The organism is Paraglaciecola sp. QJM3NY_14 (assembly GCF_056173245.1).
On the sequence record NZ_CM149664.1, the window covers coordinates 1,413,134 to 1,436,029 of the forward strand.

General features: G+C 44.8%; 19 protein-coding genes. 17 read left to right on the forward strand and 2 right to left on the reverse strand.

The window, feature by feature from the left end; translation table 11 throughout:
• Positions 1-221 precede the first annotated feature (221 nt).
• The 17 genes from pyrH (at position 222) to AC0VYA_RS06085 (ending at position 19,867) form a co-directional block, all read left to right on the forward strand.
• On the forward strand, positions 222-965 hold the full coding sequence (pyrH, locus tag AC0VYA_RS06005) for a UMP kinase (protein WP_475490390.1): 744 nt from the start codon (positions 222-224) through the stop codon (positions 963-965).
• A gap of 15 nt (positions 966-980) precedes the next feature.
• Complete coding sequence (gene frr / locus AC0VYA_RS06010; RefSeq protein WP_006992108.1) at positions 981-1,538, forward strand: ribosome recycling factor; 558 nt, start codon at positions 981-983, stop codon at positions 1,536-1,538.
• Positions 1,539-1,552: 14 nt separating this feature from the next.
• Positions 1,553-2,293: a polyprenyl diphosphate synthase gene (gene uppS / locus AC0VYA_RS06015; protein WP_473479123.1), complete on the forward strand. Its 741-nt coding sequence runs from the start codon at positions 1,553-1,555 to the stop codon at positions 2,291-2,293.
• A 49-nt stretch (positions 2,294-2,342) separates the two neighbouring features.
• Entirely contained in the window at positions 2,343-3,206 is an 864-nt protein-coding gene (locus AC0VYA_RS06020; RefSeq protein ID WP_011574106.1) for a phosphatidate cytidylyltransferase, read from the forward strand.
• Positions 3,206-4,399 (forward strand): 1-deoxy-D-xylulose-5-phosphate reductoisomerase, encoded by a 1,194-nt coding sequence (ispC, locus tag AC0VYA_RS06025; protein ID WP_475490391.1) that lies wholly within the window; start codon positions 3,206-3,208, stop codon positions 4,397-4,399. Before AC0VYA_RS06020 ends, ispC begins: the two co-directional genes overlap by 1 nt.
• A complete protein-coding gene (rseP, locus tag AC0VYA_RS06030; RefSeq protein ID WP_475490392.1) occupies positions 4,399-5,751 on the forward strand; it encodes a sigma E protease regulator RseP in 1,353 nt (450 codons plus the stop codon). The genes ispC and rseP overlap by 1 nt, the downstream gene beginning before the upstream one ends.
• A 61-nt stretch (positions 5,752-5,812) precedes the next feature.
• The gene (gene bamA / locus AC0VYA_RS06035) at positions 5,813-8,287 is read left to right on the forward strand and encodes an outer membrane protein assembly factor BamA (protein ID WP_011574109.1); all 2,475 of its coding nucleotides are present in this window, start codon (positions 5,813-5,815) and stop codon (positions 8,285-8,287) included.
• A gap of 54 nt (positions 8,288-8,341) precedes the next feature.
• A complete protein-coding gene (locus AC0VYA_RS06040; RefSeq protein WP_011574110.1) occupies positions 8,342-8,857 on the forward strand; it encodes an OmpH family outer membrane protein in 516 nt (171 codons plus the stop codon).
• A gap of 42 nt (positions 8,858-8,899) precedes the next feature.
• Entirely contained in the window at positions 8,900-9,934 is a 1,035-nt protein-coding gene (gene lpxD / locus AC0VYA_RS06045) for a UDP-3-O-(3-hydroxymyristoyl)glucosamine N-acyltransferase (protein WP_475490393.1), read from the forward strand.
• Between the two features lie 41 nt (positions 9,935-9,975).
• Positions 9,976-10,422: a 3-hydroxyacyl-ACP dehydratase FabZ gene (fabZ, locus tag AC0VYA_RS06050; protein ID WP_006992116.1), complete on the forward strand. Its 447-nt coding sequence runs from the start codon at positions 9,976-9,978 to the stop codon at positions 10,420-10,422.
• A 1-nt stretch (position 10,423) separates the two neighbouring features.
• Positions 10,424-11,194, forward strand: a complete 771-nt coding sequence (gene lpxA / locus AC0VYA_RS06055; RefSeq protein WP_011574112.1) for an acyl-ACP--UDP-N-acetylglucosamine O-acyltransferase — start codon at positions 10,424-10,426, stop codon at positions 11,192-11,194.
• A gap of 3 nt (positions 11,195-11,197) precedes the next feature.
• Complete coding sequence (gene lpxB, locus AC0VYA_RS06060) at positions 11,198-12,364, forward strand: lipid-A-disaccharide synthase (RefSeq protein ID WP_011574113.1); 1,167 nt, start codon at positions 11,198-11,200, stop codon at positions 12,362-12,364.
• Complete coding sequence (gene rnhB, locus AC0VYA_RS06065) at positions 12,365-12,958, forward strand: ribonuclease HII (protein ID WP_011574114.1); 594 nt, start codon at positions 12,365-12,367, stop codon at positions 12,956-12,958. It begins immediately after the preceding gene.
• Positions 12,959-16,426 (forward strand): DNA polymerase III subunit alpha, encoded by a 3,468-nt coding sequence (dnaE, locus tag AC0VYA_RS06070; RefSeq protein WP_011574115.1) that lies wholly within the window; start codon positions 12,959-12,961, stop codon positions 16,424-16,426. It begins immediately after the preceding gene.
• Positions 16,427-16,474: 48 nt separating this feature from the next.
• Complete coding sequence (accA, locus tag AC0VYA_RS06075; protein ID WP_006992121.1) at positions 16,475-17,431, forward strand: acetyl-CoA carboxylase carboxyl transferase subunit alpha; 957 nt, start codon at positions 16,475-16,477, stop codon at positions 17,429-17,431.
• A 96-nt stretch (positions 17,432-17,527) separates the two neighbouring features.
• Positions 17,528-18,922 (forward strand): tRNA lysidine(34) synthetase TilS, encoded by a 1,395-nt coding sequence (tilS, locus tag AC0VYA_RS06080; protein ID WP_475490394.1) that lies wholly within the window; start codon positions 17,528-17,530, stop codon positions 18,920-18,922.
• Between the two features lie 159 nt (positions 18,923-19,081).
• On the forward strand, positions 19,082-19,867 hold the full coding sequence (locus tag AC0VYA_RS06085; protein WP_475490395.1) for a lipase family protein: 786 nt from the start codon (positions 19,082-19,084) through the stop codon (positions 19,865-19,867).
• A gap of 227 nt (positions 19,868-20,094) precedes the next feature.
• Here AC0VYA_RS06085 and AC0VYA_RS06090 read toward each other — a convergent pair whose 3' ends face one another.
• Positions 20,095-21,636 (reverse strand): response regulator, encoded by a 1,542-nt coding sequence (locus AC0VYA_RS06090; protein ID WP_475491039.1) that lies wholly within the window; start codon positions 21,634-21,636, stop codon positions 20,095-20,097.
• A gap of 297 nt (positions 21,637-21,933) precedes the next feature.
• Entirely contained in the window at positions 21,934-22,797 is an 864-nt protein-coding gene (locus AC0VYA_RS06095; RefSeq protein WP_011574119.1) for a GGDEF domain-containing protein, read from the reverse strand.
• Positions 22,798-22,896: the final 99 nt, after the last annotated feature.

The following is a 22,896-nucleotide window of genomic DNA, read 5'->3' on the forward strand; positions in this document are numbered from 1 at the left end:
GCACCTCAAATTGAGGTGCCTTTTTATATGTGGACCAAGCTGTATAACGGCACGTACTGTAAAATTCAGTACATTTAGGTTCTTAATGCCTAAGTTTAGCGCTAAGCGTTGAACTATGTGCGCACAAAAGCAACTTAGGTAATGCCTGTACGCTAAGACGTATATTGTTATACCGAGAGTTATTGACCCCCATTATTCGTTAAATAAGGAACAGCCTGCCGATGAGTACAACACCTAAACATGCCTATCGTAGAATATTGCTAAAGCTAAGTGGCGAAGCCTTAATGGGCGAAGAAGGCTTTGGAATTGATCCAAAAGTTCTTGAGCGTATGGCGCAAGAAATAAAAGAATTGGTTGAACTGGGTATTGAAGTTGGCTTAGTCATAGGCGGCGGTAACCTATTCCGCGGTGAAGGTTTAGCAAAAGCAGGCATGAATCGTGTTGTTGGCGATCACATGGGTATGCTCGCGACTGTTATGAACGGTTTAGCCATGCGTGATGCGCTACATCGTGCATTTGTTAATGCTCGTCTAATGTCAGCCATTCCACTTAATGGCGTATGTGATGCCTATAACTGGGCTGAAGCTATTAGTTTATTAAAATCTGGTCGCGTGGTTATTTTTGCCGCAGGTACGGGCAACCCGTTTTTCACAACTGACTCAGCCGCGTGTTTGCGTGGTATTGAAATAGAAGCCGATGCTGTGCTTAAGGGCACTAAAGTAGACGGCGTATATGATTCAGATCCTGCGAAAAATCCAGATGCCGTGTTATACAAAATACTGTCTTACTCTGAAGTATTAGACAAAGAATTAAAAGTGATGGACTTGGCGGCATTTACGCTAGCCCGAGATCACAATATCCCTATTCGCGTTTTTAATATGAATACCCCAGGATGCTTACGCGCAGTTGTGCTTGGTGAAGATGTTGGTACCGTAATTTGCCATCCAGAAAAACAAGATAATTAATTAGGAAGACATTTTATGATTGATGAAATCAATGTAGACGCGCGTCAGCGCATGGAAAAAAGCGTGCTTGCGTTACGTGGTCAATTTACCAAAATTCGCACCGGTCGTGCCCATCCTAGCTTATTAGATAGCATAATGGTGCCATATTACGGCGCGCCGACGCCGTTAAAGCAATTGGCTAACGTGATAGCTGAAGACTCACGCACACTTGCCTTAACTGTGTTTGACAAAAGCGCAGCACAAGCCGTTGAAAAAGCAATTATGCAGTCAGATTTGGGGTTAAACCCAATGAGTGCAGGTACGGTTATCCGTATTCCTATGCCCGCATTGACAGAAGAGCGCCGGAAGGATTTGATCCGCGTCGTACGTAATGAGGCTGAAGGCGGTCGTGTCGCTGTGCGTAATATTCGTCGTGACGCCAACGGCGATATTAAAGAGTTATTGAAAGAAAAAGAAATCAGCGAAGATGATGCTCACCGAGGTGAAGACGCTATACAAAAGCTGACTGATGAATTCGTAAAACAAATCGATGACATCTTAGCAGCGAAAGAAACAGAGTTAATGGAAGTATAGTGGTTGCCTGATAAATGAATTCAGAATCACAATCGACCAGTAAACTCGTACCCCAGCACGTTGCAATCATTATGGATGGCAACGGTCGCTGGGCCAAAAAGAAAGGCAAAATACGAACATTCGGGCATCGTGCTGGTGTTAAAGGTGTTCGCGCTTCTGTGTCTTTTTCCCTTAAAAACAACATCAAAGTTTTAACCTTATTTGCCTTTAGCAGTGAAAACTGGAATCGCCCTCAAGAAGAAGTAGGGGTACTAATGGAACTGTTCAAAATGGTCTTGAGCAGTGAAGTGAAAAAACTGCACAAAAATAACGTTAAATTACGTGTTATTGGTGATACTAGTCGCTTCGACAAAAAGCTGGTTGCACAAATTCAAGATGCTGAGACATTAACTGAAAACAACGATGGTTTAATTCTCAACATTGCTGCGAATTACGGTGGTCGCTGGGATATTCTCAACGCAGCCAAGACGTTGGCTGAGCAGGTCAAAGAAGGCGCACTCGAATGTGAACAAATCGACGAAGCCATGCTCAACCGTTATACCTGTTGCGCTGACCTTCCTGAACTCGATTTACTCATTCGTACCGGTGGTGAAACCCGTATTAGCAACTTTTTGCTATGGCAAGTTGCTTACGCAGAATTGTATTTTACCGATACCTACTGGCCGGATTTTAACGAAGATGCTTTCCAACTTGCCATCGATAACTTTGCCGATAGGCAACGCCGCTACGGGATGACGGGCGAACAGGTCAGTTAATGACAGGTTCGTTTGCAGTTATCTCCACTTTCGCTTCTGAGGGCTCACAATGTTGAAAGAACGTATTCTGACCGCACTGGTGTTAGCACCGCTGGTACTGTGTTCGATTTTATTTCTACCTATGCTTGGTTTCGAAATAGCCATGATTGGCGTGCTTGGATTAGGTGCATGGGAATGGGCAAATATGTCTGGGTTTGTTACCCGCCAGACTAAAGCCATATATACGCTTATAGTGGTGGCGATATGCAGCTATTTCACCTTTACCATAGACGTGGAAAATATCTGGTATCAAGGCCAATTAAATAGCCTTTACCATTATATTTTAGGTATCGCCGCCTTGTGGTGGTTCGTATCTTTATTGATGATCATTGCCTATCCTCGTTTTAGTTCATTTTGGCGCACGCGTAGGGGGATTCAAGGGATATTCGGGCTACTCACGCTGATACCAACTTGGGTCGCGATAGTCTCATTGCGAACCAGTTTGTATGACGTCGATAGCTTTTACGGCGCGTCACTCATTTTTTACGTGTTGGGCATAGTGTGGGCTGCCGATATTGGCGCATTCTTTGTTGGGGTTAAGTTTGGTCGCACTAAACTACGCCCAAGAGTCTCTCCTGGCAAAACCTTTGAAGGCTTAATGGGAGGCGTTGGCGCTTCTTCGCTTATTATCGCTTTTGCGGCACTTCACTATGCCGTTGACCCCAGCCGAATTTGGATCAACATTTTAATTGGCGGTTTGACGGTTGCGGTATCTGCATTAGGCGATTTAAACGAAAGTATGCTTAAACGCTGTGCGGGTATCAAAGACAGTGGAAACTTGTTGCCGGGACACGGTGGTATTTTAGATCGCATTGACAGCTTAACGGCGGCATTTCCTGTTTTTGCCTTTTGCTATGTTTCGTGGATGGCTTAATGCAAAATATTTGTATATTAGGCGCAACAGGCTCTATTGGACAAAGCACTATTGATGTGGTCTTGCGTCACCCTGGTTTGTATCAGGTTTATGCGTTAACAGCTCATAGCCAAATAGATAAGCTCCTTGAGCAAGCCAAACTGTGCCAACCTAAGTATCTTGTGTTATCCGACAGCACTCGTTATCAAAATGCCAAACAAGCGTTACTCGCCAGTGGAATAAAAACAGAGCTTCTGTCAGGCGCGCAAGCGTTAGCTGATGTTGCCAGCGCTGATGAGGTTGATGTAGTGATGGCCGCTATTGTCGGTGGTGCGGGTTTATTATCTACTATCGCGGCGGTTAAAGCGGGCAAGAAGGTACTATTGGCCAACAAAGAATCGTTGGTGATGTCAGGCGAGTTATTCATTAATGCAGCTAAAGAGCATGGCGCGACGATATTGCCCATTGACAGTGAACACAACGCTATATTTCAGTGCTTGCCTCATGATTTTCAATACGGTGATTTGGCGGCCTCCGGGATCAGCAGTATCTTATTAACCGGCTCGGGAGGGCCGTTTCGGGAAACGCCATTAAATCGTTTATCTGAGATGACACCTGCTCAAGCATGTGCTCACCCTAATTGGGATATGGGGCAAAAGATATCGGTCGATTCCGCCACTATGATGAATAAAGGCTTGGAGTTTATTGAAGCACGTTGGTTATTTGGCTTGCAAACGAGTGATATCAAAGTGGTATTACATCCTCAGAGTATTATTCATTCCATGGTGCAGTATTGCGACGGTTCAGTGTTAGCCCAAATGGGCAACCCAGATATGCGCACGCCGATTGCCCATGGCTTAGCGTTTCCAAAGCGCATTGATTCTGGGGTTAAACCTCTGGACTTCCAAACCGTGAGCAATTTTAGTTTCGACGAACCTGAGCCACAACGCTATCCCAATTTATATTTGGCAATAGAAGCATCTGATGCAGGCCAATACGCTACAACCGCATTAAATGCAGCGAATGAAGTGGCAGTGGCCGCTTTCTTATCTGGCCAAATTGGGTTTAGCCAAATAGCCCAAGTCAATCAACAATGCGTAGCAAAAATGCAAGGGTGTCAGCTCGATGACATCAATGCCATTGTTGAGTGGGATAAGGAATGTCGTCGTCAGGCACAACAAATTATTTCATCTTACTCAAGAGAGGCGCGCTAATGTTAGGCTTTTTATGGAGTTTAGCGTCGTTCGTTATTGCACTGGGTATTTTGGTCGCTGTGCACGAGTGGGGACACTTCTGGGTGGCAAGGCGATGCGGAGTCAAAGTCGAGCGTTTTTCCGTCGGTTTCGGTAAAGCGCTTTGGCGTCGCACGGATAAGCTAGGCACTGAATACGTTATTGCTGCCATACCTTTAGGTGGTTACGTAAAAATGCTCGACGAGCGAGTAGACGACGTAGCAGAAGAAGATTTGCCTCACGCTTTCAATCGTCAGCACGTACTCAAGCGAATTGCTATTATCGCTGCTGGCCCGTTAACCAACTTCATTTTCGCCATATTTGCTTTATTTGTGATGTATCTTATTGGCGTTCAAACTATCAAGCCGATGCTAGGCGAAATAAAGCCAGACAGTATCGCCAGCCAAGCTGGGTTGCTAGAGGGATCTATCATCAAGCGAGTGGGAGAGCGAGACACCATCGATTGGCAAGCGGTGAATCTAGAGCTGATTTCATATATTGGCAATGATACTCTGCCACTCACTATTGCATTGCCAAATAGCCCAGTTGAGCAAACTAAAGTGTTAAATTTGAGCGCTTGGCAATTTGATCCGGACAAAGACTCCGCAATCGAAAGTTTAGGTTTGTCTGTGTATCGGCCAGAAGTCTTGAGTATCGTTGGTTTGGTGGCTGAAAAGTCTGCTGCAGAGCAACTTGGTTTAAAGGTTGGCGATAAAATTCAGCAGGTAGATGGAACTACCATGGCAAATTGGGAACAAATAGTCAGTTATGTTGCGAAGCGTCCCAATGCTGATGTTGTCATTGAGGTGCTAAGAGACGAGCAGGTTGTGAGGTTGAGCGGCTTGTTGGGCTCGCGCCAAGATGGTGAAAATAAGATTGGTTACTTGGGTGTCAGCCCAACGTTAGCACCATGGCCGAAAGGGGTTTTATTCACTCACCAATACGGTCTGATTGATGCTGTTGCCCAAGCGAGCGACAAAACATGGCGTCTGATGACGCTTAGCGTCGAAATGCTAGGAAAGTTAATTACAGGTGATGTGTCGGTTAAAAACCTCAGTGGACCGATTTCCATTGCCCAGGGTGCTGGGATGAGTGCGAGTTCAGGAATAGTGTATTTTCTGAGCTTTTTAGCGTTAATTAGCGTCAATTTGGGAATTATTAACCTTTTACCCATTCCGGTGCTTGATGGTGGACACTTACTCTATTACTTTATAGAGCTTTTACGTGGTCGACCCGTTCCGGACTCTATACAAGAGATTGGTTTTAAAATAGGTGGCTTATTATTACTCCTGTTTATGAGTATCGCCATCATTAACGACATTACGCGTTTATAATTTTTATCGGCCAAATTGGTCAAAGCACAAACATATGTGCGCTTAGGAAGAATGGTAATAAATGAAGTTTAAACAGTTAGTTGCTGCAGGATTGATGTTATCCGTTGCCAATATGGCAAAGTCGGCCCAAGAAAGTGAATTTGTCGTTTCTGATATTAAAGTCGAAGGTCTGCAACGTGTAGCCCTTGGTGCGGCATTGACCTACTTGCCGGTCAAAGTCGGTGATGAAATGAATAGCTTCCGTATAGCACAGGCTATTCGCTCATTATATGCATCAACGCATTTCGAGAGCATTGAAGTGCTGCGTGACGGCGATGTACTGGTGGTCAAGGTGAAAGAACGCCCCACTATCAGTAATATTATTCTTGAAGGCAATGACGACATTAAAGACGAGCAGCTACAAGAAAGTTTAGACGGCAGCAATATTCGTTTAGGTGAGCCACTGGATAAAACCGTGCTGACTTCTATCGAAAATGGCTTAAAAGACTTCTACTACAGTATTGGTAAATATAATGCTGATGTAAGTGCGATCATTACACCTTTGCCACGTAATCGTGTTGACCTGAAGCTGCTTTTCGAAGAGGGCGACGCCGCCAAAATTGAGCAGATCAACATTGTTGGTAACACCATTTTTGACGACGCTACTCTGTTTGAACAAATGGAACTGAAATTCGATGCCCCATGGTGGGATTTCCTATCCGAAACCCGGTATCAGAAACAGACCCTTACCGGTGATATGGAAACGGTCACAAGCTATTACAAAGACCGAGGCTATCTGAAGTTCGATATTGAATCGACGCAAGTATCCATGACGCCTGAGAAAGCGGGTATATACGTCACCTTGAATATTGAAGAAGGCGAGCAGTATAAAGTTTCTGAAGTGGAATTGGTCGGTGAGTTATTAGGTCATGAGGATTACTTAAAGCTCGTATTGCCTATTACGCCAGGGGAGTTATATAACCAGGCTGAAGTAACGTACACAGAAGAGTTTATCAGCAAGTATTTTGGTCGCTTTGGTTACGCTTATCCGACGGTTACCACCATTCCTGATATTAATGAAGAAGATAAAACGGTTAAATTGACCTTATCCGTGGACCCCGGCAAACGCATTTACGTTCGTCGTATTAACTTCGAAGGTAACATTGGCACTGCTGATGAAGTATTGCGTCAGTCAGTGACACAAATGGAAGGTGCATGGCTATCAAATGCAACGCTAGAATCTTCGAAGAACGCACTTTCTCGCTTAACCTACATGGAATCAGTTGATTTTGAAACGGTTCGCCTACCTGGCGAAGACGACAAAGTTGATGTTAACTTCAGCGTAAAAGAGCAAGCTTCTGGTTCATTCAATGCCGGGATCGGTTACGGTGATAGGACTAAGCTGAGCTTACAAGCGGGTATCCAACAAGATAACTTCTTAGGTACAGGTAAACGTATCGCCCTTAACCTAAGTACCACGTCATATCAAAAAAGTGCTCAGATTTCTTATACAGACCCGTATTTCACCATCGATGGTATCAGCTTAGGTGGCTCGGTTGGCTACAGCGAGTTTGATGGAGAAAGCGCTGGTTTTATTCAATATAACTCTAAACAATATTCAGTTGGCGCAAACGTCGGTTATCCTATTGATGAGTTCAACCGCATTAACTTTGGTTTAACCTACAGTAATGTTGAGTTGTTCCAAAGCACTTCTTATGAACAGACAACCCGCTTTTATAATCAGTTTGTGGATGAAAGTAACCCTGATGACTCTATTAAATACGATAGCTTCTTAGCGTCAGTTGCTTGGATCCGCTCAACGCTAAACCGTGGTGTTTTTCCAACGGCTGGTTCGTCGCAACGTGCGTCGTTCAGCATCACCACGCCGAATTCTGACGTTAACTACTTTAAAACCGAAGTGGATACCAAGTTTTATTTCCCATTGTCTCGTAACCAGCGTTGGTCGTTCTTGGCTCGCTTGAAGTTAGGTTATGGTAACGGTTATGGCACCGCCAATGGCGTAGATCAAATCTTACCGTTTAACCAAAACTTCGGTGCTGGTGGTAATGATTCACTGCGTGGCTTTGAAAACAACACTGTTGGACCTCGTGGTGTGCAGCTTACCCCTTCAGTCATCCGAGATATTGACGGCAATATTATTTACGGCAGCCCAGTTAACGACACTGTGACTATTTCGTCTCGTTCGCTTGGGGGCAACGCGATGATCTTAGGGGGAGTCGAGTTAATCGTGCCTACTCCGTTTGTAGAAGCTGACTTCGATAATTCGGTACGTACTAGCTTGTTCGTGGATGTAGGTAACGTTTGGGATACCGAATTTAGGTATGACCGTTATAAAGATTTAACGCTTAATCAACAGTTTAACAACGATCCATTAGAAGATTACAGTGATTACAAGTTGTATAGAGCTTCTGGTGGTCTTTCTGTACAATGGCTGTCGCCTATGGGACCTATGGTATTCAGCTTCTCTAAAGCGATTGAATCAAGAGAAGGGGATGACACGAAGTTTTTCTCTTTTAACATTGGTCAAACATTTTAAATCCAGTATTGTTTAGTGCTGAGAAAAATAACGATTAAAAATCAGGAGTATCTTTTGAAAACATTTACTAAAAGTCTTGTAGCAGGGGCATTAATTGGCGCAGCAGCATTCAGTAGTGCAGCATTGGCAGAGCAAAAAATCGGTGCGGTTAACGTACAAGGTATTTTCCAATCTATGCCTCAAGCAGCCACAATTCAACAAGACTTAGCGGCAGAGTTTAAAGACAAAACTGAAGAAGTTAGCCGCTTAGAAAAAGATATTAAGTATTACATTGAGAAGAATCAACGTGATGCAGCGACTATGAGCAGCAAAGAAAAAACTGAACTTGAAGGCAAAATCAACGCTCTTCGTGAAGAATATGCAGCTAAAGCGCAGCCGCTTCAACAAGAAGTACAAGGTCGTTTGAAAGAAGAGCAAAATAAATTGCTTGGTTTCATCAAGCAGTCAATTGACGTTGTTGCAGCGAAAGAAAAGTATGACGTTATATTAAACGCCAATGCAGTTGCGTTTATTAATCCAGAAGATGATATCTCTAAGAAAGTATTAGAGCAGGTCAGTAAAGTAAAATAAGTCCAACAGGACGCGCGTTAAAATCGATAATAAGGTCTGACTTTGAATCAAACGGTTAGCTTACAGCAATTAGCTGATAAAATTGGAGCCACGCTACATCTTACTGATGGCGACAGTGGTGAGACACAAATCCATTCACTGTCTACATTGGCGTCAGCAGGCAATGGTCAGATTTCATTTTTGTCGAATAGTCGGTATCGTAGCCAGCTTGAAAAAACGGCCGCTCAGGCCGTTATTTTAAAATCCGAAGATTTATCGCATTGTCAGTGCTCAGCATTAGTGATGGACAATCCCTATGTTGGGTTTGCACTCGCAGCACAATTACTTGACTCTACTCCTCGTTCGGCCGACGGCATTTCACCTTTAGCGGTGATAGCTGATGATGTTGAATTGGGGGATAACGTTAGTATTGGCGCGCATGCCGTTATTGAATCGGGTGTTAAGCTAGCAGATAACGTACAAATTGGCCCCGGCTGCTTTATTGGTAAAGAGGTAAGTGTTGGTGCCAATACTAAGCTGTGGGCAAATGTCACTCTGTATCATCGCGTAGTACTAGGGCAAGACTGTTTAATACAATCTGCCACTGTCATTGGTGCTGATGGTTTTGGTTATGCAAATGACAAAGGCCGTTGGGTTAAAATACCTCAGTTAGGTACGGTTATCTTAGGAGATCGTGTTGAAGTGGGCGCCAGTAGTACTATTGATCGTGGTGCGCTTGATGACACCATCATTGGTAATGGTGTTATTATCGATAATCAGTGCCAAGTCGCACACAATGTGATTATTGGTGAGAACACTGCCATCGCTGGATGCACAGTTGTCGCTGGAAGTGTTACTATTGGCCGCAATTGTACAATTGGTGGCATGGTGGCAATTAACGGACATATGGAAATTTGTGATAACGTTTATATTACGGGGATGAGTATGGTGACAAAAGCCATAGACAAACCTGGCGTTTACTCTTCCGGAATGCCCGCTATTGAAAACCGAGAGTGGCGAAAAAATGCAGTGGCGTTGCGTAACCTTAGCACCCTCAATCAGCGTGTCAAAACACTCGAAAAATCGCATTTAAAATAAGTTACCTTGCCAATTGGTGACTTAATTGAGGAGATAACCTGTTGGTTAATAATATCAATCAGCTTGGAATTGAAGAAATTCTTGAGCTTTTACCCCACCGTTACCCATTTTTATTACTTGATCGTGTTACGGACTACACCTTAGGTGAATCGATCACAGCCTATAAGAACATTACCTTTAATGAGCCGTGCTTCACTGGCCATTTTCCGGGTAAGCCTATTTTCCCCGGGGTACTCATTTTAGAAGCATTAGCACAAGCCGCAGGCGTGTTAGGCTTTAAAACTGCAGGTAATAGTGACGATTTATATTTGTATGCAGGGATAGATAAAGCGCGCTTTAAACATCCTGTTGTGCCTGGTGATCGTTTAGATATGGACGTGCGCCTTATAAAAGAGCGCCGCGGGATCTGGAAATTCCACGGTGTCGGCAGCGTAGATGGCAAAGCCGTCTGTGAAGCAGAATTCATGTGTGCAATGCGGAAACTATAACGTGATTCATTCTACAGCTATCATTCATCCTTCGGCGATTATCGCCGATGATGTGAAAATTGGTCCTTATTGTCTTATCGGCGCTAATGTTGAAATTGGCTCAGGCACCGTGCTTGAGTCCCATGTGGTCGTAAAAGGCCACACTAAGATCGGCGAAAACAACCGATTCTTCCAGTTTGGTTCCATCGGTGAAGATTGCCAAGATAAAAAATATGCTGGCGAAGATACGTATTTGACCATTGGCGATAATAACGTTTTTCGCGAATCAGTCACTGTCCATCGCGGCACAGCTCAAGATAAGGCATTGACTCAAATTGGCTCACATAATTTGCTTATGGCTTATGCCCATGTTGCCCATGATTGCGTCATTGGCGATCACTCTATTTTGGCAAATAACGCGACGTTAGCAGGCCATGTGCACATTGGCGATCACGTTATTTTAGGCGGTATGACAGCCTTTCATCAATTCTGCCACATCGGCTCACATAGCTTTGTAGCAGGTGGCGCAATCGTGCTGCGTGACGTACCTCCCTACGTCATGATCGGCGGTGATAAAAGCACGCCTCATGGTATCAATAGTGAAGGTTTGAAGCGTCGCGGTTTTGATAAAGACGTCATTATGCAATTACGCCGTGCCTACAAGGTGCTATACCGAAATGGTCATCGAGCAGACGAAGCGGTTGAGTTGCTAAACGAAATGGCGCAAAGCACGCCTGAGGTTAAGATCATGGCTGATTTTGTGGCGACCTCTTCACGAGGTATTGTGCGCTAAGCCATGAGCGAAAAAGCCATTAGAGTAGGAATAGTTGCCGGTGAAACATCCGGCGACATACTAGCCGCCGGATTAATCAGCAGTATTAAGCAGCAATATCCCAATGCCATTTTTGAAGGGATAGCCGGTCCACGCATGCAAGCGCAAGGGTGTACAACGATATTCGACATGGAAGAACTATCTGTGATGGGACTCGTTGAAGTGTTATCGCGTATTCGCAGATTGTTGTTTGTTCGCAAAAGTTTATATCAACATTTTATCGCCAATCCCCCAGATATTTTTATCGGTGTTGATGCCCCAGATTTTAACTTACGCTTAGAGTTACCTCTTAAAAAAGCGGGTATTAAAACCGTGCATTACGTCAGCCCCACAGTTTGGGCTTGGCGCGAGAAGCGCGTGTTCAATATTGCCAAAGCAACCGATCTGGTTTTGAGTTTGTTTCCGTTTGAGAAGCAGGTCTACGATAAGCATAATATCCCATGCCAATTTGTAGGCCATACCATGGCAGATGGCATCCCTTTGGTGCCTGATAAAGGTGCTGCACGTAAAGCATTAAAAGTACACCCAGACGAGCGAGTATTGGCCTTGTTGCCTGGTAGTCGCCACAGTGAAGTGAGCTTGCTGCTCGATATTTTTATGCAAAGCGCAGAACTATTGTCCAAAGACGTAAGCGATTTATGTGTGCTCATCCCAGTGGTTAACAAAGAGCGCAAACGTCAAGTTGAAGACTATATGCGAGAGCACTTGGTTGACGTAAATTACCGAGTGGTTATCGGCCATGCTCGTGAAGTGATGACAGCTTCTGACGCTGTATTGCTAGCGTCGGGGACAGCGACGCTAGAAGCCATGCTATGCAAACGCCCTATGGTGGTAGCATATCGTATGAGCTGGCTAACCCACCAAATGATGAAGCGTTTATATATTGCTAAATATTTTGCATTACCCAATATTTTAGCGGATGAAGAGTTAGTCCCCGAATTATTGCAAGAAGACGTTAACCCTCAGAATATTGCCGGCAAATTATTGCACTACTTTAACCAGAGTGAAGATCAGAAAGCTGCGTTAGTCGCCCGCTTTACTGAACTTCATGGGTTACTCAAGCAAGATGCAGATGCCCAAGCGGCCAAAGCGGTGTTATCGCTAATAGAACCCAATCAAGAGAGCAAGTAAATGACCCAGTTAATTGCAGGTGTCGATGAAGTTGGCCGCGGGCCCTTGGTGGGCGATGTGGTAACCGCCGCTGTTATCCTTGACCCAGCCAAACCGATTGCTGGGTTAGCAGATTCAAAGAAAATATCAGAGAAAAAACGTCTCGCCCTGTTTGATATCATCATGCAGAACGCATTAGCGGTCTGTGTAGGCAGAGCGTCACCGCAAGAGATTGACGAGTTAAATATCCTGCATGCCACCATGCTTGCTATGAAGCGAGCAGTGCAAGGGCTAGCAACCCAGCCCACGTTTGTGCGCGTAGACGGTAATCGTTGTCCTAATTGGGATTATGCCAGTGAAGCGGTGGTAAAAGGTGATAGCCTATTTGCTGAAATTTCAGCGGCTTCAATTATTGCGAAAGTGACCAGAGATGCGGAAATGAGCGAGTTACACAATGCTCACCCTGAATACGGTTTCGCTCAGCACAAGGGATACCCCACAAAAGCGCACCTAGAAAAACTGGCTGAACTTGGCCCTTTATCTCAGTACCGAATGAGCTTCAAACCCGTGCAATTATCGTTAATGCAACGTGGCGGGCAGTTGGCAGGAAACTAAATGTCTGATTGTAAATTTGTACACTTGAGAGTCCACAGCGACTATTCAATGCTAGACGGTTTGAATAAAGTAAAACCGCTGATTGCCCATGTAAAATCACTCAATATGCCTGCGGTTGCGTTAACCGATCAGATGAACATGTGTGGCCTGGTAAAATTTTATGAGCAGGCCCATTCAAACGGCATTAAACCCATTATTGGTACGGACTTCTGGGTGCAGTCAGATGCCCTAGAAGATCATGTTTTTCGCTTGACGTTGTTAGCCGCTAATAACAAAGGCTATAAAAATATCACTTTGCTCATCTCTAAAGCGTATCTGCGCGGCAGTGTGCAAGACAAAGCCGTTATAGACCAAGAATGGTTGGTTGAGCATAGTGAAGGGGTGATCATCCTTTCGGGTGGCCGTATGGGCGACTTAGGGGTTTATCTAACCAAAGGCAATGTTGGCCTAGCTGAAAAGGCTACCGCCTTTTACCAGCAGCATTTTCCTGACCGTTTCTACTTAGAATTAACACGCACAGGGCGCTTAGGCGAAGAAGACTATATTCACCGAGCGGTGGAGTGGGCGGGGCAACATGACTTGCCCGTGGTGGCCACAAACGAAGTGTGCTTTATCTCACCTGATAACTTTGAAGCACACGAAATTCGCGTGGCCATTCATGATGGTTACACACTGAACGATCCACGTCGTCCTAAGTTGTACAGTGAACAACAATATATGCGCACCAGCGAGGAAATGTGTGAGCTATTTGCCGACATTCCCCAAGCGATTGAGAACACAGTTGAGATTGCCAAGCGTTGTAATGTATCAGTACTACTGGGCACTTATTTCCTACCAGATTTCCCTACGGGCGATATGTCCATCGCAGACTTCTTAGTAAAAGTATCTGAAGAGGGGTTAGAAAAACGCTTAGCGTTTCTTTTCCCTGACGAAGAAGAACGCCTTGCTAAACGCCCAGAATACGATGAACGATTAAAGATTGAGTTAGTGGTAATCAACCAAATGGGATTTCCCGGTTACTTCTTGATCGTAATGGAATTTATTCAGTGGAGTAAAGATAACGGTATTCCAGTTGGCCCGGGACGAGGGTCAGGTGCTGGTTCACTGGTGGCATATGCACTAGGGATAACGGATTTGGATCCGCTGGAATTTGATTTGCTGTTCGAGCGATTCTTGAACCCTGAGCGGGTTTCCATGCCGGATTTCGACGTCGATTTCTGTATGGACAGACGCGACGAAGTGATTGATCACGTTGCTGAAATGTACGGTCGTGATGCGGTATCGCAAATTATCACATTTGGTACCATGGCTGCGAAGGCCGTTGTGCGCGACGTTGGGCGAGTTTTGGGTCACCCTTACGGCTTCGTTGATCGTATTTCAAAGCTTATTCCACCTACGCCAGGTATGACGTTAACCAAAGCATTTGAAGAAGAGCCGCGATTACCGGAGCTTTACGCCTACGATGAAGAAGTCAAAGATCTCATCGATATGGCGCGAATTCTTGAAGGGGTAACTCGTAACGCGGGTAAACACGCCGGTGGTGTGGTTATCGCGCCAGATAAAATTACCGATTTCGCGCCCTTATACTGTGATGATGAGGGGAAAAACCCAGTCACGCAATTTGATAAAAATGATGTTGAAACGGCAGGTCTGGTTAAGTTTGATTTCTTGGGCTTACGTACACTGACCATTATTCAGTGGGCCATCGATATGATTTCCGCCGGTAAAGGCGTCGATATCGACATCTTGGCGATTCCGATGGATGATAAGAAATCCTTTAAACTCTTACAGCGCTCTGAAACCACAGCTGTTTTCCAGCTTGAATCCCGCGGTATGAAGGATTTGATCAAGCGCCTTCGACCCGATAGCTTTGAAGATATTATCGCCTTGGTAGCCCTATTTAGACCGGGTCCTTTGCAATCAGGCATGGTGGATAACTTTATCGACCGTAAACATGGTCGAGAAGCAATCTCCTATCCCGATGCCACATACCAACATGAATGCTTGAAAGAAATTCTAGAACCGACATACGGCATTATCTTGTATCAAGAACAAGTTATGCAGATAGCTCAGGAAATGTCTGGGTATAGTTTGGGGGGGGCAGATTTACTTCGCCGAGCCATGGGTAAGAAAAAGCCCGAAGAAATGGCCAAACAGCGAGAGTCATTTGAGACCGGCGCCAAAAACAATAACATTGACCCTGAGTTGGCGATTAAAATCTTCGATCTGGTAGAAAAGTTCGCTGGGTATGGTTTTAACAAATCTCACTCTGCTGCTTATGCCTTGGTCTCTTATCAAACCCTTTGGTTAAAAACCCATTACCCTGCTGAATTTATGGCGGCGGTAATGTCCGCTGATATGGACAACACAGATAAAATCGTGACCTTAGTCGACGAATGTCAGCGAATGGGAATTACCTTATTGCCACCTGATGTCAATGCAGGTAGCTACAAGTTTACCGTTGATAGCGAGGGGCGAATTGTTTATGGCATCGGAGCCATCAAAGGTGTGGGGGAAGGCCCTATAGCCGCGATCATTGAAGCGCGGGAAAACCACGAAAAATTCACAGACTTATTCGACTTCTGTGCAAAAGTGGATACTAAACGGATCAATAAGCGAGTGCTTGAAAAACTCGTTTACGCTGGCGCACTGGACAACCTTGGGCCACATCGAGCGTCTATTATGGCCACCTTACCGGAAGCAATATCTGCCGCAGATCAACACGCTAAAGCCGAGGCCCACGGGCAAAGTGATATGTTTGGCCTGCTAACCACAGAGCCTGAGCAAGTGGAGCAAGCGTTTGCTAAAGTGCCACATTGGGCAGAGAAAGTCTGGTTAGACGGCGAAAAGGTCACATTAGGGCTTTACCTAACGGGACACCCAATTAACCAATATGCCCAAGAGATTAAACATTACTGTACGGGTCGCTTGATTGATCTCAAACCGACCCATAAAGATGTCGTATCATACGCGGTAGGGTTAGTTATTGGCGTACGGGTGATGACCAATAAACGAGGTCGACGTTGGGGCATTGTCACATTAGATGATAAAAGTGCTAGGATAGATGTACGTTTTTTCCCCGATCTGTTTGAACAATACGAGGAAATACTGCAATCTGACCGAATATTGGTGGTAAGTGGACAGGTCAGCTTTGATGAATTTTCCGGGGGCAATACAATAGGCGCCCGCGATGCCATGGACATAGTTCAGGCGAGGGAAAAGAACGCAAAATGGTTAAGTATGCAGTTTGAATCGAGCTGGTGTAATGCCTCAACACTCGCTAAACTGCAAGCAATATTAGCGCCTTATCAAGGCGGAAGCTGTCCGGTACAAGCCCATGTTGTGCATCCGGATGCCGAGGTAACATTAGCGTTAGGTGCCCAGTGGTACGTTACCCCTGAGGATCAGTTACTTTTTGAATTACAGCAGCAGTTCGGTAAAGAGCATGTAGAGCTGGTGTTTCATTGATTTTGACAGATATAACGTCTGTTCACGAATAAACAAATTAGGTGTGGAATGAGCTTGAATTTTTTGGATTTCGAAAAACCAATCGCTGATCTTGAAGCAAAGATTGAAGGATTGCGTTTGGTTAATCAAGGCGGTGAATTCGATATTAGTATCGAGGAAGAAATCACAAAACTGCGTGAAAAAAGCGCGGAAATGAGCAAAAAAATATTCGCAGACTTAGGGGCATGGCAAGTATCGCAACTTGCGCGTCACCCAATGCGCCCGTATACCTTGGATTATATCCCCCGTATTTTTAGCGAATTTGATGAGTTGGCAGGTGACCGCGCTTTCGCCGATGACAAAGCAATCATCGGTGGCTTAGCCATGTTAGATGAGCAGCCTATTATGGTCATTGGACACCAAAAAGGCCGCGATACCAAAGAGAAAATCAAACGTAACTTTGGTATGCCTAAGCCTGAAGGTTATCGTAAAGCGTTGCGTTTAATGGAAATGGCTGAGCGTTTTAATTTGCCTATCATTACCTTTATCGACACCCCCGGTGCTTATCCTGGAGTGGGCGCTGAAGAGCGTGGTCAAAGTGAAGCCATTGCCCGCAATTTAAAAGTGATGGCCGGACTCAAAGTGCCCATTATCTGTACGGTGATAGGTGAAGGTGGCTCGGGTGGCGCATTGGCAATTGGTGTTGGCGATCGTGTTAATATGTTGCAATACAGTACCTATTCCGTTATTTCACCAGAAGGTTGTGCGTCAATCCTCTGGAAAAGTGCTGACAAAGCCCCTTTAGCCGCAGAAGCGATGGGCGTAGCTGCTGGACAAATTAAAGAGCTAGGCTTGATCAACAGCATAGTGGAGGAGCCTTTAGGTGGCGCGCATCGTGATCATGACGTTGCAGCGGCTAATCTGAAAGCGACCATTAAACAGCAACTCGCTCAACTAAAAAGCTTGTCTGTTGAAGAGTTACTCGATCAACGGTACGAGCGACTCATGTCGTTTGGTTACTGTTAAAAAATAGATTAGCTGCCTGTGTAAGCAGGCTGTTTATGTTCAGCGCTTTTACAAACATGTACTCGCGCTGACGTTGTTAGCAACCCATTGGCAGATATGTCTTTATTCGACCATTTAGCAGCGCAAGTATCTGCACTGAAACGCTCCCACCCATCTCCTCTACGCCTTGTTGTTGCTTACAGTGCTGGCATTGACTCTCATGTGCTGTTACATGCTTTGTGGCAGTTAAAACAAGCTGACATTTCATCGTTTCAATTGAGTGCTCTCTATATTCATCACGGGTTGAGTGATAATGCCGATAAATGGCAGCAGCACTGTGCCACTGTGTGCAGTGAACTTGAAGTCGAGTTTCATAGCGCCAAGGTATTTGTTGATGTAGCGAGCGGGAACGGGATTGAGGCACAAGCAAGAGATGCGCGTTATGCCAAATTAGTCGAAGTAGCGCCGCCAGGCAGTGTTGTAGCGTTAGCACAGCATCAAAACGACCAGTTAGAAACCGTATTACTGCAACTAAAACGTGGCGCTGGCCCAAAAGGCTTAAGTGGTATGGGGCGTCTTTTTTCTCGCGTTAAACCTTCGACACCGCAAGAGCAAGTACATTTTTTTAGACCTTTGCTAGAGATAAGCCAAGCGCAGATTCATCGTTATGCTGATGAACAAGCGCTGGTGTGGCAAGAAGATGAGTCGAATCAAAACGTCGACTTTGAGCGTAATTTTATTCGCCGAGATATTAATCCGCTTTTACATCAGCGTTGGCCACACTTTGCTCAGTCGGTTTCCCGCAGCGCTCAGTTATGCGCACAGCAGCAAGCGTTATTAGATGAAGTAACACAAGAAAAACTACTCTCGCTGCGAAACCCAAACAACACCTTGTCTGTTGAGCTTCTCTTGGCATTGACTGAGCCATGGCGTTTGCAAGTGGTGCGCATGTGGCTAGATACCCAGAGTATTCTCAGTCCAAGCCAAGCAATACTGGCACAGTTAAGCAAGGAGCTGCTGTTAGCCGCGCAAGATGCTAGCCCAGTGATACAGTGGCAAAAATGGCAATTCAGGCGTTTTGAAAATGCGCTTTATGTGATAACCATTCCTGAGCAGATAAGTCCATATGAAACGGTTATACAGCCATATGAAGTAGAAAAATTACCCTTATCCTTAGGGGAATTAGAGCTAAAACGTGGGCAATTAACCGAAGTAAGCGATGACAGCCTCAACATAGATAATCTTGATGTTGCCCCAGTAAGCGTGGTCTTTGGCGGCTTTTCTCAGCGCTTTACACCGCAAGATGCACCTCAATCTAAGCCGTTGAAGCAATGGTTCAAAGAGTGGAAGATACCTCCTTGGGAGCGCACGAACATTGCGATCATCAGGCACGGCGAGCAGATCATCGGCTTGCTCATCCGTGGTCGGTTTGTTGCTGGAAAATCAATTCAGTACAAAGCTGCATCACAAAAAAAACTTGATTCATCAGGCACCCTAACATACCAAAAGTAGGGTGGGTAACAGAAAGTCCGCTGCGTTGAATTCAGCCTATCTATTTGTTCGTACCTTTAATTCATAACAATTGGATACACAATTGACATGCTGAGTCATGGAAGTGTCACAATGCACGGGTAGCCTGCAAACATTAACTCACTAACGCCTTCTTATTGATTGAAAAAACTCAAACGCTACCAATACGAACGCTATGCAGTGTTGTGCAAGCTGGCTTATCCAAAAACCTTTGATCATGTGGCGTTAGGATTCGCTGAGCACGGTCACGTCGCCATCAAAAACAGGCAGGGGCATGTATTGGCGCGTATTTTGTGGCAAGACAAAAAGAAAGAAGTAATAGTTGTCTTTCGCGGCTCTCAAGTGCTGAGCGACTGGCTGACAAATTTGTGTTGCTTCCCTAAGCGCAAGCGTTTCAACAAGACCGTTTATTACATTCATTACGGTTACGATAGGTTGCTCAATCAAAAAGTAGCAGGAGCGGTGCCTGAAGAAGAGGCATTGAGTATTTATCAGCAGATTGAAAAGGTACTGACCCCTTTAATTGCGAGCGGTAAGCGGATCAGTTTAACTGGCCATTCATCCGGCGGGGCGATGGCTATTTTAACCGCAGATTGGCTTGAGCGGCGTTTTGAGACACCAGTGCGCAGAGTCGTGACGTTCGGACAGCCATCTACGGGATTCAGAAGCTTTAATAAGCATTATATGTTGCACCGCCGTACTTATCGTATCTGTTGCGATCTAGATATCATTACATTTTTACCGCCTCTGCCGGGCATATTTAAACATGTGGGGCGTAATCTTTGGCTGCATAATGAGCGAATATACGAAAACATTCGGCCGTCAGTGCGGCTATACAAAACACTTACCAGCTGGCTTATCTCACCTATTTCTTATCATTACATGCATAAGTACATACGCAACAAAGACTTTTTTGATAAGCACTGAGTATCATGAGGGGGGGGAGGGAACGTATTAACTTGTCTTGGATGTAATCCTAAAAGGGGCTGATACGTGAAGATAGCGGCTCTGTCTAGCCATCACTTTTCAATCGACAGCTTAGCTTTAGTAACCCCTTGCTTAAAGACTCAATAGTTATTATTAAAGCCGTGACGGACTACTATCGACGAGAAAAATTACTGTTGGCGCGACGCATTTTTTGGCGCGGCGCATCACTATTGTCGTGACAGGTGCTGATTGATAGCGTCAATATATTGCGCTTGTTTAAGCTTTTGCTGGGCAGAGAGCTCAGCTGTTTTCAACAACGATTTGCAGTGTTTTAAACCGCTTTTCTGTTCTTCATTTAACCCCTCATCTTGGGCTATTCTCGCTAATACCTTCAGTAAACTCAGACCAATGTTCGGGTTTTTGGGGGCGAGTTGCATCGCTTGGGTTAAGAGCTTATAAGCAGGCGCAAAGCGTTTGTTTTTATAATGAATAGACGCCATCTCAGCGAGCTCTTTAGGGGTGTGATGAATTTCGCTACGCTCATTACGCTCTTGATCAATATATTCAGACATGACTTGATTGGCAAATTCATTACCACGAATTTGTTGTTTCATTCTATCTAGGATCGCCAAGGACTGCTCTCGTTGGCCGACTTCGTGAAACGCCTTTACCTTGTCTAAGTTATCTTCAACCGAGTGCCAGCTATTGACTTCGCCTTGAGTTTGCATCAACTCTTCCGCTTGTTTTTTGTTGTCTCCCAAGCTCAGCAAACGAGCTTGTAAAACCGTTAATTGGCTTTTGAAGTCATTAACGTGAGTAAAATCTTGCTGAAATTTACTTACTTTTCGTTCCATGTCAGCTAATAACTTTTGCGCTTGCGTATTAGAAGCCGTACTGGCTAAATCAATACCTGAACGGATGACATTGAGCTGTAGATCAGGCGTGTCATGGATAGAGTTTTTGGCGTATTTCGCCATGTTCTGAGTGGCAGTGTATTGGCCAAAGGGATCATGGTTTAAACGAGCCAAATCCCACGCTTTACGGTGACGCTGTATATTGCGTGGTGCCAGTTTGCTCGCTTCTTTAATAAGCTCGTAGCCTTTCTCGTAATTCTCTTTTTCTATGTAGTACTCGGTGAGTGTGTCATAGGTGGCGAAGCGCGCGTCGTCTCGGTCTAACAACTCATCTGCAAGGGTCATTGCTTGGTCTATTTTGTCCTGCTTGAGTAGGGACCTTAATAGCCCTACTACAATCCAGCCATAATCATATTGCGTGAGCAATTGCCGATAAAAAGCTTCTGCATCAGCATATTCTTGCAAATTGAATAAACAACGACCGATCAAGCGATTAATCTGTGGATAGTACTGCACTAAAGATGCGTCTTGTAGCTGCCGCTGAGCAAGGTATATGGCGCTTGGGTATTCTTCTTGATCGAAGCAATAATTCAAACGATACAGCTGACTTTTGACTTTCAGAATATAATTGATGCGTTGTGCCACTCGGGACTTGTCCAACGGCTTAACCCAAAAATCATCTGGTTGTAATTCTATCACGCAATTAACGAGTTCGGCAGATGTATCAGCGCTGAGAAAGACAACGCTGGTGGTCTTAGCGATATACCCTTTAAAGCGCATTTCTTCGAGTAGGTTAAACCCATCTTTATCACTGCGCACATCAAACGCCACGAGAATAATATCAAAAGAGATGTGTTCACAGAGCCGCAGAGCATAAAAAGCATTTTGAGCACAACGAACGTTTTCGATGCCCATTTCTAGAAAAGCAGATTTTATCGTATCTTGTACAAGTGATTGCCCATCAATGACCAAGACATTCAGTTCTTTGACAGGTGGCTGCGGGGGGATCTTAATCAAACTACATCCATTTTATGATGCTCATTTCTATCTCGTTGTTATATGCCCAACGTTATAATGAACGATGAATAAGCTCAATCATTTTTTGGGTATGGATAACTATTCAGAAAGTGAAGTGGCGCTTGTGTTTTGCAGCGCGTTTAATAACACCAACGTTTGATATAGCTATAAAGGTTTGAGATAGCTAAAAAAGAGTTACTTTTTATTGCGGTACATGGCGGCATCTGCGCGCATGAAAAGGCTATGCTGTGTGTCATCGTCTTGATAAATGGCACTACCAATACTGCAACTAATGTAGTGCTGAGCAAGCAGGCTATCTTCTTTAAAGGCCAGCTGAATACGTTGGGTTATTTGCTGGCAGGAATCTATGCATGTGTCGGTTAACAGGCAACAAAACTCGTCGCCACCGAAACGAAAGGCAAAGTCGGTTTCTCGCAAGCAAGCTGAGATTGTTTGGGCACAGGTGATGAGTATTTTGTCTCCTTGTGTATGACCAAATTGATCATTCACTTGTTTAAATTTATCAAGATCAATAACCAGCAAAGCGAACTGACAAGGTTGGCGTTTCGCCTGGCTGAATAAACGGTGCATGGTGTCATCAAAATTGCTGCGATTTCCCAGTGCCGTCAAGTTATCTCTGGTAGCAACTAGTTTGATGCGCTCGTACTCTAAACCGTTCTTTAGCGGGTTCTTAAACAGCATGTGCAGTTGTTGTAGTATTTGCCACTCACGCACAGCCAAAGTGCGAGACAGTGAATAGTGGATCATGGCGATTTCTTTATCCCCCTGACGCACGGCTAAGCGCTTATTATACGGTTTATTGGTGAGTGTACCGTGGGTGATATCACTGTGATTCCACTGGATTTTTAATCCGCACAGAGGTAACGTATTTTGCAGTTGTTCGAAAAACAACTCGCTAAGAACAGCTAAGTCAATTGTGGTTAACCACTTTTGAAAGAACGCACTGAGCTCATGTTGATTTAAAACCGGCGCGTAATGGCTCGGATTAAACACATTTTCACCTACATGCTGTTCATAAAGTTGATTGAGTTGTTCCACTATTGACTCCTGCCAAAATATTGGCGCTTCCGCTAAAAATAGCGCACCGATTACGATAACGATGGATACATAGCAGTATTCATGCCTAAAAATGGAATT

Excerpts from the sequence above, each read along its gene's own strand:
- pyrH (WP_475490390.1), top strand. The coding sequence starts at position 222 with ATGAGTACAACACCTAAACATGCCTATCGTAGAATATTGCTAAAGCTA.
- frr (WP_006992108.1), top strand. The coding sequence starts at position 981 with ATGATTGATGAAATCAATGTAGACGCGCGTCAGCGCATGGAAAAAAGC.
- uppS (WP_473479123.1), top strand. The coding sequence starts at position 1,553 with ATGAATTCAGAATCACAATCGACCAGTAAACTCGTACCCCAGCACGTT.
- AC0VYA_RS06020 (WP_011574106.1), top strand. The coding sequence starts at position 2,343 with ATGTTGAAAGAACGTATTCTGACCGCACTGGTGTTAGCACCGCTGGTA.
- ispC (WP_475490391.1), top strand. The coding sequence starts at position 3,206 with ATGCAAAATATTTGTATATTAGGCGCAACAGGCTCTATTGGACAAAGC.
- rseP (WP_475490392.1), top strand. The coding sequence starts at position 4,399 with ATGTTAGGCTTTTTATGGAGTTTAGCGTCGTTCGTTATTGCACTGGGT.
- bamA (WP_011574109.1), top strand. The coding sequence starts at position 5,813 with ATGAAGTTTAAACAGTTAGTTGCTGCAGGATTGATGTTATCCGTTGCC.
- lpxB (WP_011574113.1), top strand. The coding sequence starts at position 11,198 with ATGAGCGAAAAAGCCATTAGAGTAGGAATAGTTGCCGGTGAAACATCC.
- rnhB (WP_011574114.1), top strand. The coding sequence starts at position 12,365 with ATGACCCAGTTAATTGCAGGTGTCGATGAAGTTGGCCGCGGGCCCTTG.
- dnaE (WP_011574115.1), top strand. The coding sequence starts at position 12,959 with ATGTCTGATTGTAAATTTGTACACTTGAGAGTCCACAGCGACTATTCA.
- accA (WP_006992121.1), top strand. The coding sequence starts at position 16,475 with ATGAGCTTGAATTTTTTGGATTTCGAAAAACCAATCGCTGATCTTGAA.
- tilS (WP_475490394.1), top strand. The coding sequence starts at position 17,528 with ATGTCTTTATTCGACCATTTAGCAGCGCAAGTATCTGCACTGAAACGC.
- AC0VYA_RS06090 (WP_475491039.1), bottom strand. The coding sequence starts at position 21,636 with ATGGGCATCGAAAACGTTCGTTGTGCTCAAAATGCTTTTTATGCTCTG.